18 protein-coding genes are annotated in these 16,775 nt (G+C 50.8%); 10 read left to right on the top strand and 8 right to left on the bottom strand.

Annotated features, from left to right (window positions below):
* Positions 1-71: 71 nt before the first annotated feature.
* On the top strand, positions 72-1,361 hold the full coding sequence (gene clcB / locus OGV77_RS15430) for a voltage-gated ClC-type chloride channel ClcB (protein ID WP_087053421.1): 1,290 nt from the start codon (positions 72-74) through the stop codon (positions 1,359-1,361).
* Here clcB and bioD read toward each other — a convergent pair.
* The 3 genes from bioD to ynfL form a co-directional block, all read right to left on the bottom strand.
* On the bottom strand, positions 1,317-2,012 hold the full coding sequence (bioD, locus tag OGV77_RS15425) for a dethiobiotin synthase (protein WP_043016378.1): 696 nt from the start codon (positions 2,010-2,012) through the stop codon (positions 1,317-1,319). The two genes, clcB and bioD, sit on opposite strands and share 45 nt — an antisense overlap.
* A 125-nt stretch (positions 2,013-2,137) precedes the next feature.
* Positions 2,138-3,358 carry a sugar metabolism global transcriptional regulator Mlc gene (mlc, locus tag OGV77_RS15420; protein ID WP_047413493.1) on the bottom strand — a complete coding sequence of 407 codons (1,221 nt, stop codon included), beginning with the start codon at positions 3,356-3,358 and terminating at the stop codon, positions 2,138-2,140.
* Positions 3,359-3,476: 118 nt separating this feature from the next.
* Positions 3,477-4,385: a multidrug efflux transcriptional activator YnfL/SxtR(Kp) gene (gene ynfL, locus OGV77_RS15415; RefSeq protein ID WP_047411352.1), complete on the bottom strand. Its 909-nt coding sequence runs from the start codon at positions 4,383-4,385 to the stop codon at positions 3,477-3,479.
* A 106-nt stretch (positions 4,386-4,491) separates the two neighbouring features.
* On the opposite strand from ynfL, the gene ynfM reads away from it, so the two are divergent.
* Positions 4,492-5,745: a multidrug efflux MFS transporter YnfM/SxtP(Kp) gene (ynfM, locus tag OGV77_RS15410; protein ID WP_043016381.1), complete on the top strand. Its 1,254-nt coding sequence runs from the start codon at positions 4,492-4,494 to the stop codon at positions 5,743-5,745.
* Between the two features lie 33 nt (positions 5,746-5,778).
* Here ynfM and OGV77_RS15405 read toward each other — a convergent pair whose 3' ends face one another.
* The 3 genes from OGV77_RS15405 to OGV77_RS15395 form a co-directional block, all read right to left on the bottom strand.
* Positions 5,779-6,465 carry a CPBP family intramembrane glutamic endopeptidase gene (locus OGV77_RS15405; protein WP_043016382.1) on the bottom strand — a complete coding sequence of 229 codons (687 nt, stop codon included), beginning with the start codon at positions 6,463-6,465 and terminating at the stop codon, positions 5,779-5,781.
* A 151-nt stretch (positions 6,466-6,616) separates the two neighbouring features.
* Positions 6,617-8,107 carry a sensor histidine kinase gene (locus tag OGV77_RS15400; RefSeq protein ID WP_087050573.1) on the bottom strand — a complete coding sequence of 497 codons (1,491 nt, stop codon included), beginning with the start codon at positions 8,105-8,107 and terminating at the stop codon, positions 6,617-6,619.
* Positions 8,104-8,826: a winged helix-turn-helix domain-containing protein gene (locus OGV77_RS15395; protein ID WP_043016384.1), complete on the bottom strand. Its 723-nt coding sequence runs from the start codon at positions 8,824-8,826 to the stop codon at positions 8,104-8,106. The genes OGV77_RS15400 and OGV77_RS15395 overlap by 4 nt, the downstream gene beginning before the upstream one ends.
* Positions 8,827-9,015: 189 nt before the next feature.
* Between OGV77_RS15395 and msrP the strand changes: the two genes are divergently transcribed.
* From msrP to OGV77_RS15360, 8 genes are all read left to right on the top strand, one after another.
* Positions 9,016-10,020 (top strand): protein-methionine-sulfoxide reductase catalytic subunit MsrP, encoded by a 1,005-nt coding sequence (gene msrP, locus OGV77_RS15390; RefSeq protein ID WP_087050574.1) that lies wholly within the window; start codon positions 9,016-9,018, stop codon positions 10,018-10,020.
* A complete protein-coding gene (gene msrQ / locus OGV77_RS15385; protein ID WP_075146142.1) occupies positions 10,021-10,647 on the top strand; it encodes a protein-methionine-sulfoxide reductase heme-binding subunit MsrQ in 627 nt (208 codons plus the stop codon).
* A gap of 216 nt (positions 10,648-10,863) precedes the next feature.
* Entirely contained in the window at positions 10,864-11,895 is a 1,032-nt protein-coding gene (locus OGV77_RS15380) for a formylglycine-generating enzyme family protein (protein WP_170928001.1), read from the top strand.
* The gene (locus OGV77_RS15375; protein WP_087050576.1) at positions 11,888-12,763 is read left to right on the top strand and encodes a formylglycine-generating enzyme family protein; all 876 of its coding nucleotides are present in this window, start codon (positions 11,888-11,890) and stop codon (positions 12,761-12,763) included. The genes OGV77_RS15380 and OGV77_RS15375 overlap by 8 nt, the downstream gene beginning before the upstream one ends.
* Positions 12,764-12,922: 159 nt before the next feature.
* Positions 12,923-14,410 (top strand): carboxypeptidase M32, encoded by a 1,488-nt coding sequence (locus OGV77_RS15370; protein WP_213731827.1) that lies wholly within the window; start codon positions 12,923-12,925, stop codon positions 14,408-14,410.
* A 137-nt stretch (positions 14,411-14,547) separates the two neighbouring features.
* On the top strand, positions 14,548-14,943 hold the full coding sequence (asr, locus tag OGV77_RS15365) for an acid resistance repetitive basic protein Asr (RefSeq protein WP_003028934.1): 396 nt from the start codon (positions 14,548-14,550) through the stop codon (positions 14,941-14,943).
* An 86-nt stretch (positions 14,944-15,029) separates the two neighbouring features.
* The gene (gene ydgU, locus OGV77_RS24875; RefSeq protein ID WP_100194403.1) at positions 15,030-15,113 is read left to right on the top strand and encodes a small membrane protein YdgU; all 84 of its coding nucleotides are present in this window, start codon (positions 15,030-15,032) and stop codon (positions 15,111-15,113) included.
* Between the two features lie 100 nt (positions 15,114-15,213).
* Entirely contained in the window at positions 15,214-16,035 is an 822-nt protein-coding gene (locus OGV77_RS15360; protein ID WP_043016388.1) for a trypsin-like serine peptidase, read from the top strand.
* A gap of 34 nt (positions 16,036-16,069) precedes the next feature.
* On the opposite strand, the gene mdtI is transcribed toward OGV77_RS15360, so the two are convergent.
* The gene (gene mdtI / locus OGV77_RS15355; RefSeq protein WP_043016389.1) at positions 16,070-16,399 is read right to left on the bottom strand and encodes a multidrug/spermidine efflux SMR transporter subunit MdtI; all 330 of its coding nucleotides are present in this window, start codon (positions 16,397-16,399) and stop codon (positions 16,070-16,072) included.
* Positions 16,386-16,751, bottom strand: a complete 366-nt coding sequence (mdtJ, locus tag OGV77_RS15350; protein ID WP_167373452.1) for a multidrug/spermidine efflux SMR transporter subunit MdtJ — start codon at positions 16,749-16,751, stop codon at positions 16,386-16,388. The genes mdtI and mdtJ overlap by 14 nt, the downstream gene beginning before the upstream one ends.
* Positions 16,752-16,775: the final 24 nt, after the last annotated feature.

The raw sequence follows: 16,775 nt of genomic DNA, 5'->3' as shown, positions 1-16,775 counted from the left end.
ACGCTGAGCTTTTGCTTCTGTTGTCAAATAGCCGCAAAATACAGCGTCTGAAACTTCCTCTCTGGCCACACATGCATCATTTACATGCTTATCCTGACTTGCGCGCCATGTTTCGCCGCCTGCTGATTGCCGCGCTGATTGGTATCCTCGCTGCGTTGGCCGTCGCAGGATTTCGTCATGCTATGTTTCTTCTCGAATGGTTGTTCCTGAGCAACGACACCGGGAGTCTGGTCAATGCAGCGACAAACCTTTCCCCTTTAAGACGTATGCTGACGCCTGCATTAGGGGGGCTGGCGGCAGGATTGCTGCTTTGGGGATGGCAAAAGTTCAACCGTTTACGCCCGCAGGCTCCCACTGATTATATGGAGGCCCTGCAAACCGACGGACAATTTGACGTCAGTGCAAGCCTGGTGAAATCGCTGGCCTCGTTACTGGTCGTTGCCAGCGGGAGCGCCATCGGGCGTGAAGGCGCCATGATTTTACTGGCGGCGCTTGCGGCCTCCTGCTTTGCTCAACGTTTTACCCCGCGTACAGAATGGAAGTTATGGATTGCCTGCGGCGCCGCTGCGGGTATGGCCGGAGCGTACCATGCTCCGCTGGCAGGCAGTTTATTTATTGCCGAAGTGTTGTTCGGCACGTTGATCCTGGCGTCATTGGGACCGGTGGTGGTCTCCGCCGTCGTCGCTCTGCTCACCACCAATGTGCTGAGCGACAGCAATGCGCTGCTGTATGCCGTGCACTTCACACGGGAGCTGCATGTGCTGGAATACGTCATGATCGTCAGTACGGGTCTGGCTGCCGGCGTTTGCGGACCGCTTTTTATGTGGTTAATGACCGCCAGTCATAATGTTTTTTTACGCTTTAAACTCTCGCCCCCGTGGCAACTGGCGCTTGGCGGGCTGATCGTTGGCCTGCTGTCATTACTCACACCAGCAGTCTGGGGTAATGGCTACAGCGTGGTGCAGTCATATTTACTTTCCCCACCATTGCTGGCCGTGGTGAGCGGGATCTTCATCTGCAAATTACTGGCTGTGCTTGCCAGCAGTGGATCCGGCGCGCCAGGCGGCGTGTTCACGCCAACGCTGTTTGTCGGTCTGTCGGTGGGCATGCTGCTGGGACGGGTATGGGGGTTGTGGCTTCCGGGTCCGGATGAGATTGCCATTTTGCTGGGATTAACGGGGATGGCCACGCTGCTGGCAGCAACTACGCATGCGCCAATAATGTCGACGCTGATGGTTTGTGAAATGACCGGGGAGTATCGTCTACTCCCCGGATTGCTGATTGCCTGCGTGTTGGCGTCAGTGCTGTCGCGAACGTTACGCCAGGACTCTATCTACCGACAGCACGCTGCCGAGCATTGACAGACGGATGTACTGAGACAGCTCGCGCTGCTCTGCCCGAGGCAGATAAGGTAGTTCGCCGATTAACGGAGCGGGTAATTTTTTACTTAGCACATCAATGATTTCCGCATAATGCGCCAGCCCCGGGTTGATTCGGTTCGCGACCCAGCCAATCAGCGGCAGTCCGTCGCTGGCAATCGCCTGTGCGGTGAGGATGGCATGATTAATACAGCCTTCCTGGATACCCACCACCATCAGCACCGGCAGTTGTTCCTGCACCACCCACTCCGATAACGGACGCAGATCGTTCATCAGACTGCGCCAGCCTCCGGTACCTTCCACGACAACATGATCGACTTTTTCGCTGAGGCTTGCGAGACCGTTGGATAACAGAGTGTAATTGACCGGACCACTATGCGCTACGCTACTTTCGTCTTCGCTGAGCGCAATCGGGTTGACCGCTTCGTAAGGTAGTTCGATAGTGGACACGCTTTGCAGCACCAGCGCATCTTTGTTGCGCAGGCCTTCAGGTGTCTCTTTGCTTCCTTTGGCTACGGGTTTGTAACCCGCAACGCTTTTACCCCCTGACGCTAACGCTTGTAGTAATGCGCGGGAAACCACGGTCTTCCCAACAGAAGTGTCTGTACCTGTAATAAAGAAACGCTTCAGCATCACTAACTCCACCGTTATGCTTTGAAAATATAAATCAGGAAAATAAAACAGTGGAGAAAGTCTAAGGTATGATGACGAGAATCAGCTTGAGATAGCGCAATTTTTCGTACAACAGTTAAAAAATGTTAACCCTGTAATAGACGAATCAACAAAGAACCGTTATACATCGCGTCCTTAACGAGCGCGGCCCCCGCCATCGTCCCTTGATTGGTGAATTGCGTACTTTCAACGACTATATGCTGACTGTAGGCCGGGAGCGCCTGCTGACGAATGCTGTCAGCAATAGTGGGGAACAGAATATCCGACGCTTTACTGAGCGGAGAACCAATCAATATCTTTTGCGGATTGAACAAATTCACCATGATGGCCAGAATGCGTCCGACGTGGGTCCCTACGCCGCTAATGATATCTTTCGCCAATAAATCACCCTGCATTGCCGCCAGACACAGTGCGTCTACCGTCAGCGGTTGTCCGTGTAAAGAAGAACTCATTGACTGCTTCAAGCGCACCTGCGCCAGTTCGAGCACGCTGTCGACGCTGGCGATCGTTTCCAGACACCCATGGTTACCGCAGTAGCAGCGTTTACCGTACGGATCCACCTGCGTATGGCCAATTTCCACCAGGCTACTGCTACCGGCATGCAGTAAATGACCGTCAGTGATCACCCCGGCACCCACGTTATGATCGATCACCACCTGAATGACATCGCGCGCGCCGCGCGATGCGCCGAAAAGCGCCTCAGCCATGGTCCAGGCGCTGATATCATGCTGAATATAGACCGGTACGCCAGTATGGTTCTCAAGCGCCTGACCCAGCGGCATCTCTTTGACATCTTCGTAAAATGGCATGCGATGCACGATACCGTTTTCAGTATCAATAATGCCGGGTAAGGTGATGGCGATGGAGGTTAAGCGTTCCAGCTTTTGTTGGTGGCGGATGAAAAACTGGTCGACCTGAGTAATAACACGTTCCAGCAGCGGTGTTTCACTGACCAGCGCCATTTCGAGACAATCTTCTACCACCAGTTTGCTGCTCAGATCGCGCAGTGCCAGAAAGATCTCGCCGCGACTGATACGAATGGATAAATAGTGCCAGGCTTCCGTTTCAACAACCAGCCCAACAGCCGGACGCCCACGGCTGCCCGCTTCCTTGATTTCCAGCTCTTGCACCAGGTGCGCTTCGAGCATTTCGCGGACAATTTTAGTAATACTGGCTGGCGCCAGTTGCGCCAGGCGAGAGAGATCAATACGCGATACCGGACCCAGCTGATCAATCAGGCGGTAAACTGCGCCAGCATTGGTCTGCTTAATTTGATCGATATGCCCAGGCTGACTATCAGCAACCACCACTTACTCCCTTTATTTTCGCGCTCCGAAATAATCTGCGGGCTATGGTGAAGCACTTCAATGGCTTCCGTCAACTTTTTACTTAGCCTTGTGATTTACTGCACATTTTCGCTCATTTTTAAACTAAATTAATCGCCTTAACGACCGCCAGAAGCTGTTCCCGAAAGCGTTGCGCGGCGTGACTTTGCTCATGATGCTTTGGCCACACTAACCACATTTCTGAAACGGCATCTTCCTCCGCTATCGGGATCCAACACATTTCATACAATTGCACCCGTTTAAAGGAAGCGGGAAGAATGGAGACACCTAATCCTGCGGCCACCAGCCCGATGATAGTCATCGCCTCACCAACCTCCTGAGCGATAGTCGGCTTCAGTCCATAGCGACGCATCAGGCCAAGAATATCGTCATACAACCCCGTCCCTACATGGGGGTCAAAAAAGACAAATGGCTCATTGGCCAGTTCCGCCAATGTGACCACGGGCTTTTGCGCCAGCGGATGCGTACGCGGGATCATCGCCATCAGCGGCTCATGCAGAATGATTTCATGCTCCAGCGTTTCAGGAAGCTGTGTGTTGCGCAGAAGTCCCAAATCCAGCGTTCCTTCATTAAGCGGAGCAATTTGCTCGCGCGTATTCATTTCGCGGGTTTGCATATGCACTGCAGGGTAGCTTTGGCGAAACACGGATAAGGTATCTGAAACCGCTTTGATAAACGGTGCCGAAGACGTAAAACCGATACGCAATTCCCCCGCTTCTCCCAGATGAAGCCGCTCAGCCCTGGCAGCGGCTTCATTAACCAAACCGAGGATTTGCCGACTGTCCGCCAGGAACTGCTTTCCGGCAGAGGTCAGCGCCACGCTGCGATTAGTCCGCGCCAGAAGCCGGGCGCCGACCTGCTGCTCCAGGATTTGGATCTGCTGGCTAAGCGGCGGTTGCGATATATTCAGCCGCGCCGCCGCCCGACCAAAATGCAGCTCTTCGGCAACCGCTACAAAGTAACGTAAATGACGCAGTTCGATATTCATATTTTTAAGATATCATTTGAGATTATTAATATATTAGACAGAATATTGTGATTTTCATACTCTTAAGGCTAGTCCTGTAGAAGTTTTGATTGAGCAAGGATTTCAAGTGAGCCGTACAACAACTGTCGATACCGCGCCAACCAGCGATGTTGATGAACAGATAGTTACCCCGCCGGATGGTTTTATCAAACGCGGAACATCCCCATTTATGCGCGTCACTCTGGCGCTGTTTTCCGCCGGGTTGGCGACTTTTGCTCTCCTCTATTGTGTGCAACCCATACTACCAGTGCTCTCAAACGAGTTTGGAGTCTCTCCTGCCAGCAGCAGTATTTCGCTTTCCATCTCAACGGCGATGCTGGCGATCGGTTTACTGTTTACCGGTCCACTTTCCGATGCGATAGGCCGCAAGCCGGTAATGGTTACGGCGCTACTGCTCGCGTCCTGCTGTACGTTGCTTTCGACGATGATGACCAGTTGGCACGGTATTTTAATCATGCGCGCGCTGATAGGGCTTTCGCTCAGCGGCGTGGCGGCAGTGGGAATGACCTATCTGAGCGAGGAAATTCACCCCAGCTTCGTCGCCTTTTCAATGGGCTTATATATCAGCGGTAACTCAATTGGTGGTATGAGTGGTCGTTTGATCAGCGGCGTTTTTACCGACTTTTTTAACTGGCGTATCGCGCTGGCGGCGATTGGGTGTTTTGCCCTCGCCTCCGCGCTGATGTTCTGGAAAATCTTACCGGAATCACGTCATTTCAGACCAACGTCGCTACGCCCGAAAACGTTATTTATCAACTTTCGTTTGCACTGGCGCGACAGAGGGTTGCCGCTGCTGTTTGCGGAAGGCTTTTTACTGATGGGGTCGTTTGTCACGCTGTTTAATTACATCGGCTACCGTCTGATGCTCTCTCCGTGGGAACTCAGCCAGGCGGTGGTCGGCCTGCTTTCCGTAGCGTATCTGACCGGGACCTGGAGTTCGCCGAAAGCGGGTTCTATGACTACCCGCTATGGACGTGGCCCGGTAATGCTCTTTTCAACCGGCGTAATGTTGGCTGGACTGTTGATGACTCTGTTCACTTCGCTGTGGTTGATCTTTGCCGGGATGCTGCTCTTTTCAGCCGGGTTCTTTGCCGCGCACTCTGTGGCAAGCAGTTGGATTGGACCGCGGGCAAAACGCGCTAAAGGCCAGGCGTCTTCCCTGTATCTGTTCAGCTATTATCTGGGTTCAAGCATTGCCGGTACGCTGGGCGGCGTATTCTGGCACAGCTACGGCTGGAACGGCGTGGGTGGATTTATCGCCCTGATGCTGGTGCTGGCATTGCTGGTCGGCACTCGTCTGCACCATCGTCTGCACGTTTAATCTACGATGCCCGGATTCCGGGCATCACCTTCATCAACCAGGCTGTAACGTCTGAGCCGCCATTTGCAGGGCAATAACCGTCCCGTTCATCACTATATGCAGCATAACCGGCATCAACAGCCCGTTACTTCTCAGTCTGGCGATGATCAAAACCTGCGACACAAGAAACAACATCAGCAACGTGCGCAAATCCACATACTGTGTATGCATGATGGCAAAAATGACCGATACCACCACCGACGACAGCCAGGTTTTATTATTGAACCAGTACTGGAATGCGTTGAATAAACAGCCCCTGAAAACAATTTCTTCATAAACTGGCGCAATAAATATCAGAGTCAGAGTGGATAACCACAGCGCGTAGCTGTTTAGGGATATCTGGCTGGTCACCCACGCTTCGGTTTGTCTGAGGCCCAGAATCCATGGCAGGATGAGCTGAATAAACAACAGCGCCACGAACAAAATGGTAAACCACCTGGCGTTGAAAATTCCTTTGCCCAACCCCTCTCTTTTTCTGAAGAAGAAATAATACAGCGGAACCAGCACAACAAATTCCAGCGCAAACAGCAGCGGAAAAAGTAGCCCTTTGGCAAGCAGTGTCTGGCTCGCGGGGAAAAATAACGGGGTAAACGTGAGACCAAACATCAGTAAAAACATGGAAAAACAGCCAGCAACCGCTTTGGTTCTGACGATATACAGGTTGTCGGCATCCTGTGACATACGATCTCCTTGCGCTTATCAAAGATAAGTTGATGAATTATCGATATATGATAAAAATTCTCATTATCACTGACAACCTACCAACTTTTACGCAATGGCCACGGGTTCACACGAGGATTGCGGTATAGCGCTTATCGCCAGAACATTATCGTCAGCTATTTAGTGGAGAATCCGCCAGCGGCAATGAAAAACGGAAACAGGCCCCAGCCGTGGAATTAACCAGGCTGATATCCCCCCCATGCAGTTCGAGCATTCTACGCACAATCAGTAAGCCCAGTCCGCCGCGCTCTGCCCGCTGCTCATGGGGAATTAACGCGGTCGGGCGTTGAAATAATACTTCTCGTACAGCCTCTTCTACTCCTGGCCCACTGTCCTGCACTTCTGCTAATAGGCGGTCTGCATCACGCCAGACTTTCAACCGCACCTCACCCCCATCAGGCGTATGACGGATAGCGTTATCCAGCAAATTCGTCACGACTCTTTCCATCATCGACAAATCTGCATTCACCAGCGGTAGCGGTCCCATTACCTCAAGGTGCAACTGCAAATGACGCGTGGCAACAGGGAGATCAAATTTCTGCGCCACATCCTGGATCAGCTCGCCAATAGCAAATCGTTCACGCTGCGGTTTTATACCGCCATGCTCAAGCCTCGCCAGTTCAAACAGCTGTTGTGACAGATGGCGAACCTTATGTCCCTGGCGCAGCGCGATGCTAAGATAATGCCGATTTTCCTCCGGCGTCATGGTATCGGCTTTCAGCGACAGCATTTCCAGATATCCCAGCAGGGAAGTCAGCGGCGTACGTAAATCGTGCGAAATATTGGCTATAAATTCTCTGCGCTGACGATCGCTATCCGCTAATAAATCCCATTGCAGGGCAATTTTCTGCGCTAATTCGATAAACGCATTGTTCAGCAATGCTATTTCATTCGCCGGTGCCGGTTCGGGATCTTTTTGCGCCAGCTGTTTGATGACGCTAATGCTGTCTTGCTCCAGTTTAACCACCTGTCCTGTCAGTCTTTTCACCGGGTTCGTCACCCATCGCCACACCAGGAATCCAGCGATTGCGCCGGCTAATAAAACCAGTATTAACGTCCAGGCCACGGTATTCCAGAGCGTTTTTTGCCAGGCGGTATTCGCCAGCGTATTCAGGTCTTCGCCTTGCAAAATAATGTACAAATAGCCATGCAGCTCACCGTTCAATAAAACTGGCGCGGCGCTGAATACTTTTTGCTGGCTGCTGCGCGGATCGTTGCCGTATACGGGCAGTTCGTCCGAATTAAGGAAAACCTGAATCGGCTGTACGCTAATTTTCTGTCGCTGAATATGCCCGGGCGGGGCGGCATCGGCGAGTATTTCACCTGACGGAGAGACCAGATACAACTCCACGCTTGGGTTGAGCGTCATCAGGTGATTAAAAAGTCCTTTTAAGATCTGGCGATTAACCTGACCACTGGCATCAATAAGCGACTCACTTTTGACAATCTTGCTCGCCAGCTCCAGTGAAAGTCTCTGCACCATGGCGTCGCCATACTGTTTACTGCTGCGGATCTGGACAACGCTGACGGTAACAGCGCAAATCAGCATAATGGCGGTAAAGACAAGGGTCAGGCGCTGGCTTAGCGACAGGCGATAAATCATGGCTGATGCTCCGCGTTAACCGCAGCAAGCTTATAGCCCCGTCCCCAAACCGTGAGAATAATTTCCGGCTCCGCAGCATCTTTTTCAATTTTGGTCCGCAGGCGATTGATATGACTGTTCACCGTATGCTCATATCCTTCGTGCTGATAGCCCCACACCTGATCTAACAGCGCCTGACGCGAAAAGACCTCCCCTGGATGACGAGCGAAAAAATAGAGCAGATCGAATTCACGCGGCGTTAAATCAAGCGATTTACCGTGCTGGCGGACTTCCCGGGCTAATGGATCAATCTCTACGCCATGGAGGGTGATAATCCCCGCTTCCATACGCAGGTTCTGACTCATAGCCTCCTGACGGCGAAACAGTGCTTTCACCCGGGCCATCAACTCGAGCACCGAGAAAGGTTTGGCCAGATAATCATCAGCCCCCATTTCCAGTCCCAATACGCGATGAGTTTCACTGGTACGAGCGCTGATAATGATGACCGGAAGATAGAAGCTCATTTGACGGATCCGACGACAAATCTCCAGACCGTCCACGCCCGGCAGCATCAAATCGAGGATAACGGCATCCCAGACATGCTTCTCAAGTTGCTCAAGCGCTCGTGCCCCATCAGCCTCATGAATAATTTCGTACCCTTCATCCTTCAGGCTCAGTTGCAAAAGTGCGGCAATATCGCTGTCATCTTCCACCAAAAATATCTTTTTTGCGCCAGCCATCAGTGTCATCCCCCTCTCATCATGCTGAAAGCTTACCTCAGGCAAGGGGCGGAAGTTATCACAAAATTTTTAACTTTTCGTGAGGATCCTGGGATACGCAGGCGCACAGTATGTCGTTATCGACACGCCAGACATCAACAGGGAAACGTCGCTTTGTCTTCCCTACTATGAAAATAAAAAGGAAACGTTATGCTGAAAAAACGTCCACTTCGGGAAGCTGATGTTACAGCCGAGTCAGTATTTTTTATGCAACGACGACAGATCCTCAAAGCACTTGGGATAGGCGCAGCGGCGGCGTCGTTGTCTGCCCCGACACAAGCCAGTTTGTTAAATTGGTTTAAAGGCAACGATCGTCCGCCTGCACCGGCGGGCAAACCACTCGGGTTTACAAAACCCGAGCTTTGGCAAAACAGTCTGCCCCTGACGCCGGAAGACAAAGTGACGGGCTACAACAATTTCTACGAGTTTGGTCTGGATAAAGCCGATCCTGCCGCTAATGCCGGTAGCCTGAAAACCGATCCCTGGACGTTGACCATCAGCGGTGAAGTGAACAAACCGTTAACGTTGGATCATGATGCGCTGACCACTCGTTTTCCATTAGAAGAGCGTATTTACCGGATGCGTTGCGTTGAGGCATGGTCGATGGTTGTGCCATGGGTCGGTTTTCCTTTGCATAAATTATTGGCGCTGGTTGAGCCAAACAGCCACGCCAAATACGTCGCCTTTGAAACTCGCTACGCTCCTGATGAAATGCCCGGCCAGAAAGATCGCTTCATTGGTGGTGGGTTGAAATATCCCTATGTTGAAGGTCTGCGTTTGGATGAGGCTATGCACCCACTGACACTGCTGACCGTGGGCGTGTATGGCAAAGCGTTGCCGCCGCAAAACGGGGCGCCGATACGCCTGACCGTACCCTGGAAGTACGGCTTCAAGGGCATTAAATCGATAGTCAGTATTAAGCTCACGCGCGAGCAGCCGCCGACCACCTGGAATATGTCAGCGCCGAACGAATACGGTTTTTACGCCAATGTAAATCCGCAGGTCGATCACCCTCGCTGGTCTCAGGCCACAGAGCGTTTTATCGGTTCGGGTGGCATTCTCGATGTACAGCGACAACCCACATTGCCTTTCAATGGTTATGCAGATGAGGTGGCCTCTTTATATCAGGGTATGGATCTACGGGAGTACTTTTAAGTGAGGCTAACCGCAAAACAGATAACCGGCCTGAAAGTACTGCTGCATCTCGCCGGTTTTTTACCCCTGCTGTGGCTCTTCTGGGCCACACAGCATGGCGGATTGGGGGCCGACCCGGGAAAAGATATCCAGCACTTTACAGGCATCACCGCACTGAAGTTTTTGCTGGCTACCCTGCTGGTATCACCGCTCGCACGATACGCAAAGCAGCCTTTGTTATTTCGCACCCGACGGTTGTTAGGCTTGTGGTGCTTTGCATGGGCTACGTTGCATATGCTCAGCTATGCGCTGCTGGAGTTGGGTATGCAAAATCTGGGATTGCTAGGACATGAACTGGTTTCACGCCCATGGCTAACGCTGGGCATGACGGGTTGGATTATCTTACTCCTGCTGACGCTGACCTCCACGCAAGCCGCGCAACGTAAAATGGGCAAACGCTGGCAAACGTTGCACAACTACGTCTACCTGGCCGCCATTTTGCTACCGCTGCATTACCTGTGGTCGGTAAAAGTGTTATCACCGCTCCCCATTATCTACGCCATTTGTTTTGTCGTGTTGCTGGCTTTTCGCTATAAAAAGCTGTTACGGAAAACCAGGTATAAAGGTGTGTTTATGAAAAGTGAGTGAATCACGGTAAACTTCTCACCACACCTAAGCAGAACGAGAACAAAAAATGAGTAACAATGATAATTACCATCAGCTTACTCAGACATTCAACAGGTTCGCCATCCTGAAAAACTAACAGCGGCGGACAAGAAGGCATTTCGCAACCTACTTTCGGAATTCGTTGTGTCTTGAGTATGTTACCCTGAGCTTGATCAGATGAACCAGGAAAAGGATTTCATGATGAAAAGGCTCAGTTTTAGCCGCATTCTTAAGAGGTGCGGTATTATATTCTTATTATTCTTCGTTTTTTTGATGCAAATGTTCTACAGCAACGGCTTATATAAAAGCGCTATTTGGCTTGACGGGCTTTATCGGAAGCACACACAAGGCCCCTCCTCATCTGTCACCGCCTTGATGACGCCGGAAACTGTCGAAAAGAACAAATCACTTATTAAGCAAAGCATCACGAATGACGCCATTTTTATTGAGGGCGGCGAATTTACTATGGGTCCGGATAACTGTGATAATTATGCGCCAACGCTTTCTCAGTGCGCTGGAGCTCCTGTCTATCAGGTCAAGTTAAGTAATTATTCACTGTTAAAGTTTAAAATCACCAACCGTGATTTTGATACTTTTCAGGCTGATAATGATCAATTTATCAATCCGCATCATGACCGTTTTGATTCTGAACGCTGGGAGAAAATTCATCAACATGGCAATCTTCCTGCCATCCTGAATTGGAATATGGCTAATGATTATTGTCAGTGGTTAGGGAAGTTAACGGATTTGCCTGTTGCGTTACCCACTGAAGCACAGTGGGAATATGCCGCAAGAAATCGTGGTCAGTACGTTGGGTTTATGACCGACAATAATACAATAGAACCCGGAGTTAATGTTTCTTCTTTCGAAATGAGGCAAGCAATCAAGGACGGTTATCTTACTCCTGTTGGGCAATTCCCACCTTCACCACTTGGATTATACGATCTCTCCGGCAATGGCCTTGAGTGGGTTAATGACTGGTATTCGAGAGACAAACCTGACGGCAACGGCCCTTTCATTGACCCTAAAGGACCGGCAATAGGGTATTTAGACAGTGAAGGCCCTGCGAAAGTCTTACGCCCTTATCAACCCAATACTGATTCATCAGGATTTGGCGTGACTGTGCACGATCGTTATTATGCTGCCGTTTCTGCTTCTGTTGACTCCGCCAGTTCTTACACGGCCCGCTGCGTTATTAATCATTCGCAAAGGATAGCGACTCATGAGTAAAAAATATTTATGGATTTCATTTCTTATCGCCGCGTTGTTGCCATGGCTGTTATTTTCTGATGCTTTGCACGATAACGTCAGCCGACTGTTCGCCCGTGTTGGCTCAATATTTTCAACCAACGATACCAACGGCCTGGTCAGGCAAACCCAGGCCGATATGATCGAGATTAAGGGTGGCTCATTTTACTTTGGTAAGTTTGATACTGAATATGGCAAACAACGTTATGCCGAACTGCGGTTCAATTACCCTTTAGAACTGAGAGAAGTTACCATTGATAATTTTTCAATGACAAAATATCAGGTTACTTACGGGGATTATGCTATCTACACGCAAGTCAACGGCAAAGATCCTGTAGAGGTCACCGATCCAAATCAAAAAGAACTGAAAGAGGACCGTGTCCCGGTTTTACTCACCTGGCAAGAAGCACGAGATTATTGTCACTGGTTGGGCAAAACAACTGGGAAGACAATGGATCTACCTACCGAAAAACAGTGGGAATATGCTGCCCGTAGCCGAGGCCAGTTTATTCTCTACCCCACGGACACCGGCATCGTAGAACCCGGAAAGAATGTACCATTGGAAACTGACAAAGAGCGAACAGACTATTCGGTGTTGCAATATAAACTGATGTCCGTCGGGAAGTTTCCTCCAAACCCACTTGGGCTCTATGATCTAGCCAGCAACGGAGATGAGTGGACGCGTGATATTTATCAGGAGACAGGTTATTGGGCTGATAACGATAAATATAAGAACGACAGAGTGGTCCGCTCCCAGTCCATGAGTGCACATGGGGGGGCACCAACAGTTTCACGCAGTTATGACGACAAGCAAGCCAGGAACACGGCGCGGTGTGTCATGGAACCTTAAGCACGATGCAAAAAAGGTGACTGAATGAGCAAGAAAACTAAGCGTACTGTTTTTTCTCCACTGGTAGCCTTCTTTTCTGTAGCCGCTAAGATGGGTGCATAAATCGTGTATAAATCACGGTAAACTTCTCACTACACCTAAGCAGAACGAGAACAAAAAATGAGTAACAATGATAATTACCATCAGCTCACCCGCACGTTCCTGCGGCTCTCTCGCTTCTCCCACCTCTCGGCAATAGCCAGTTGGGACATGTTTACCATGATGCCATCAGGCGGCAGCAAAGCTCGCGGCGAAGCGCTTGCCGAGCTGAGCGTGCTTGAGCATCAGCTGTTAACCGACCCGAAGGTGGCAACGTGGATCGCCGCAGCGCAACAGGAAGATCTCAACGATGTTGAGCAAGCGAACCTTCGCGAAATGTCGCGGCTACATCACCAGGCATCCCTATTGCCCGAATCGTTGGTAGAAGCAAAATCTCTTGCGGGAAGCCGCTGCGAGCATGCCTGGCGTAGTCAGCGACCCGCGAATGACTGGGAAGGATTTGCCGAAAACCTGAAAGAAGTCGTGCAGTACAGCCGCGAAGAAGCCCGACTACGCGCAGACGCAAAAGGCTGTTCGCCTTATGACGCGCTACTGGACATCTTTGAGCCCGGAATGACCAGCGCCCAACTGGATGTCCTGTTTGCAGATGTAAAAAGCTGGCTGCCCGATCTGCTAAACAAGGTGGTGGCAAAACAGTCTCAGCAGTCGCTCATCGCCCCGGTTGGCCCCTTCCCAACCGATATCCAGCGAGAGTTGGGGCTTGAAACGATGGCGCAGTTGGGATTTGACTTTACGGCTGGCCGACTGGATATCAGCGCACACCCCTTCTGTGGCGGCGTGCCTGAAGACGTTCGTATTACCACTCGCTATGATGAAAATGAATTGCTCAGCGCACTGTTTGGCGTGATCCATGAAACCGGTCATGCCCGCTATGAGCAAAATTTGCCACGTAACTGGTTAGGGCAACCTATCGCTCTGGCACGTTCAACCGCCATTCATGAGTCCCAGAGTCTGTTCTTCGAGATGCAACTGGGACGCAGTAAAGCCTTTCTGACACGGTTAATTCCTGCTGTAACGCGCCACTTTGGCGATCAGGCTGCATTTGAAGAAAGCAATTTCATCGCCTGGAACCAGCAGGTTAAACCCGGATTTATTCGTGTTGATGCCGACGAGGTGAGCTATCCCGCTCACGTGATCCTGCGTTATGAAATCGAACGCGCGCTCATCAATGGCGATATTGAAGTGGATGATATCCCGGCATTGTGGAATGAGAAAATGCAGGCCTGGCTGGGGCTGTCAACGATCGGAAACTATCGTAATGGTTGTATGCAGGATATTCACTGGACCGACGGCGGCTTTGGCTACTTCCCTTCCTATACCTTGGGCGCCATGTATGCGGCGCAGTTGTTCAGTGCCGCAAACCGCGCACTGCCTGACTTGAATCAGTCTATTGCGCAAGGTGAGTTTGGTCCCCTGTTTGACTGGTTACGTCAGAACATCTGGCAGCATGGCAGCCGTTTCACCACTGAACAACTTATTACCCAGGCCACCGGAGAGCCGCTTAGCAGCCGTTATTTCCGCGCCCACCTGGAAGCCCGCTATTTGTAATCTCATACCGTGAGTCATTGTACATATCGTTACACGCCGATACCAATGACTCACGGAAGCCCTGTGATTACAGCGATATAGTTATTTCAACGGCCCCGCAGTGGGGTTGAATGAAAAACCAAATCGAGGGTATGAGAATGAAAAAAGTATTAGCTCTGGTTGTTGCCGCTGCTATGGGTCTGTCTTCTGCTGCATTTGCTGCTGAAACAACTGCTACAACCGCTCCGGCTGCTGCTGCAACCACTAAAGCTGCGCCGGCAAAAACCACGCATCATAAAAAACAGCACAAAGCAGCGCCGCAGAAAGCTCAGGCTGCCAAGAAACACGCTAAAAAATCCACCACAAAACCGGCGGTAGAACAAAAAGCACCAGAGCAGAAAGCTCAGGCCGCTAAAAAACACACCAAAAAAGCTGCAACCAAACCAGCAGCAGAACAAAAAGCACCAGAGCAAAAAGCTCAGGCCGCTAAAAAACACACCAAAAAAGCAGTAAAACACGACACCGCTAAACCAGCAGCTCAACCTGCTGCATAACACATTTGTAGTCACTATGGCGTCCCCCACGCCATAGCATACGGCGCTAAATCGATCTGATTTAGCGCCGCCTTTCGGAGGGTAAAATGGTGTCACATTACCGCTTTGAGTTCATTCTTATTACCTTAATAATTTGCGCCTTCATTGCCATGCATTTTTATCTTTCCTGAGTGTAGTTATCTGATTTTACTCCCACTTTCCCGCCGTCCCGTCTATAGTATTAACTGAGGGTTTGCTGTTAAAAATCATAATTCCCCACCAGAGTGTGATATGCATAAAACCATTGCTGTGTTACTGGGTTCAATTTGTTTACTTCCTGTCGTTGCGCATGCGGACCAGCCTGCAACAGCCAGCGCTGAAGCAGAAAACATAAAAACGTTATTTTTTGGTCATGACGATCGCACAAAGGTGACCGACCCAACGCAATCTCCGTGGGACGCTATCGGGCAACTGGAAACCGCCAGTGGTAACTTGTGTACCGCCACGCTCATTTCACCGCGTCTGGCACTGACGGCCGGACACTGCTTACTCACCCCGCCGAAAGGCAAGCCGGATAAAGCCGTGGTGTTACGCTTCGTGTCGAAAAAGGGAGTCTGGCGCTATGAAATTCATGGAATCGAAGGCCGGGTTGATCCTTCGCTCGGAAAACGTTTAAAAGCCGATGGTGATGGCTGGATAGTACCGCCTTCCGCGGCCCCGTGGGATTTTGGTCTGGTGGTGCTGCGTTACCCACCTTCTGGGATCACACCGCTGCCATTATTTGAAGGTGATAAAGCAGCATTAACCGCAGCGCTGAAAACCGCAGATCGTAAAGTTACGCAGTCGGGCTATCCGGAAGATCATCTTGACGACTTATACACGCATCAGGATTGCGTAGTGACCGGCTGGGCGCAAAATACCGTTCTGTCACACCAGTGCGACACGCTCCCGGGCGACAGCGGTTCACCATTGATGTTGAAGACTGATTCAGGCTGGCAGTTGATTGGAGTACAAAGCTCTGCTCCGGCGGCGAAAGATCGCTGGCGGGCCGATAATCGCGCTATATCCGTAACCGGTTTTCGCGATAAGCTGGAAGCGTTGGCGAAGGAATAACACATGCTGCCCGCATTAACGGGCAGCACGGATATCAGGCAAGTTTTATCATTATCATCCCGGCAAGCAACAGCGCCACGCCGATCCAGCCTTTATTATTCAGGCGTTGACCAAACAACACCCAGCCTGCCGCTAACGTCGCGGCAATCCCGAATCCGCCCCACAGGGCGTAGGCTACTGAAAGGTCGATACCTTTTACCGCCTGCGACAACGCGCTAAAGGCCGCGAGCACGGCAGCCAGCGACAATACGCCATAAATCTTGCGGCGAAATCCATCAGAAAACTTCAGAAAGACGTTAGCGACAATTTCCAGCACGATGGCCATACCAAGCCATGCGCCATGAACCCACTCAAACTGCTGCATGGGTCACCTCTCTACCCGCTTTTGTCGGTTTTCGTGTACCTGATTTAATCAGTACAATACCTAACACCAGCGAGACCAGACCTGCCACCTTCATTGTGGACAAGGTTTCATCAAATAACAGCACACTAAATAGTGTAATAAATAAAATACCGATACCTTCCCACAAGGCATAGGCCACACCAAGGGCAATTTTTTTAACGGCAAAACTGAGAAAAATATACGATAAGGCGATCATTACCAGCATTAAAATAAAGCCCGAATTACCATGACCGACGCTTGCCCATTTCATTGACAGCGTACCAGTAATTTCAGCCGCGATGGCCAGACCTAATAATATCCAGTAAAACATGATGCTTCTCCTGCTTGAGAATATAGT

This window comes from Citrobacter sp. Ce129 (assembly GCF_030334545.1).
Taxonomy (GTDB): domain Bacteria; phylum Pseudomonadota; class Gammaproteobacteria; order Enterobacterales; family Enterobacteriaceae; genus Citrobacter; species Citrobacter europaeus.
Note: the sequence above shows the minus strand (reverse complement) of the source record. Positions and strands in the feature narration are given on the sequence as shown.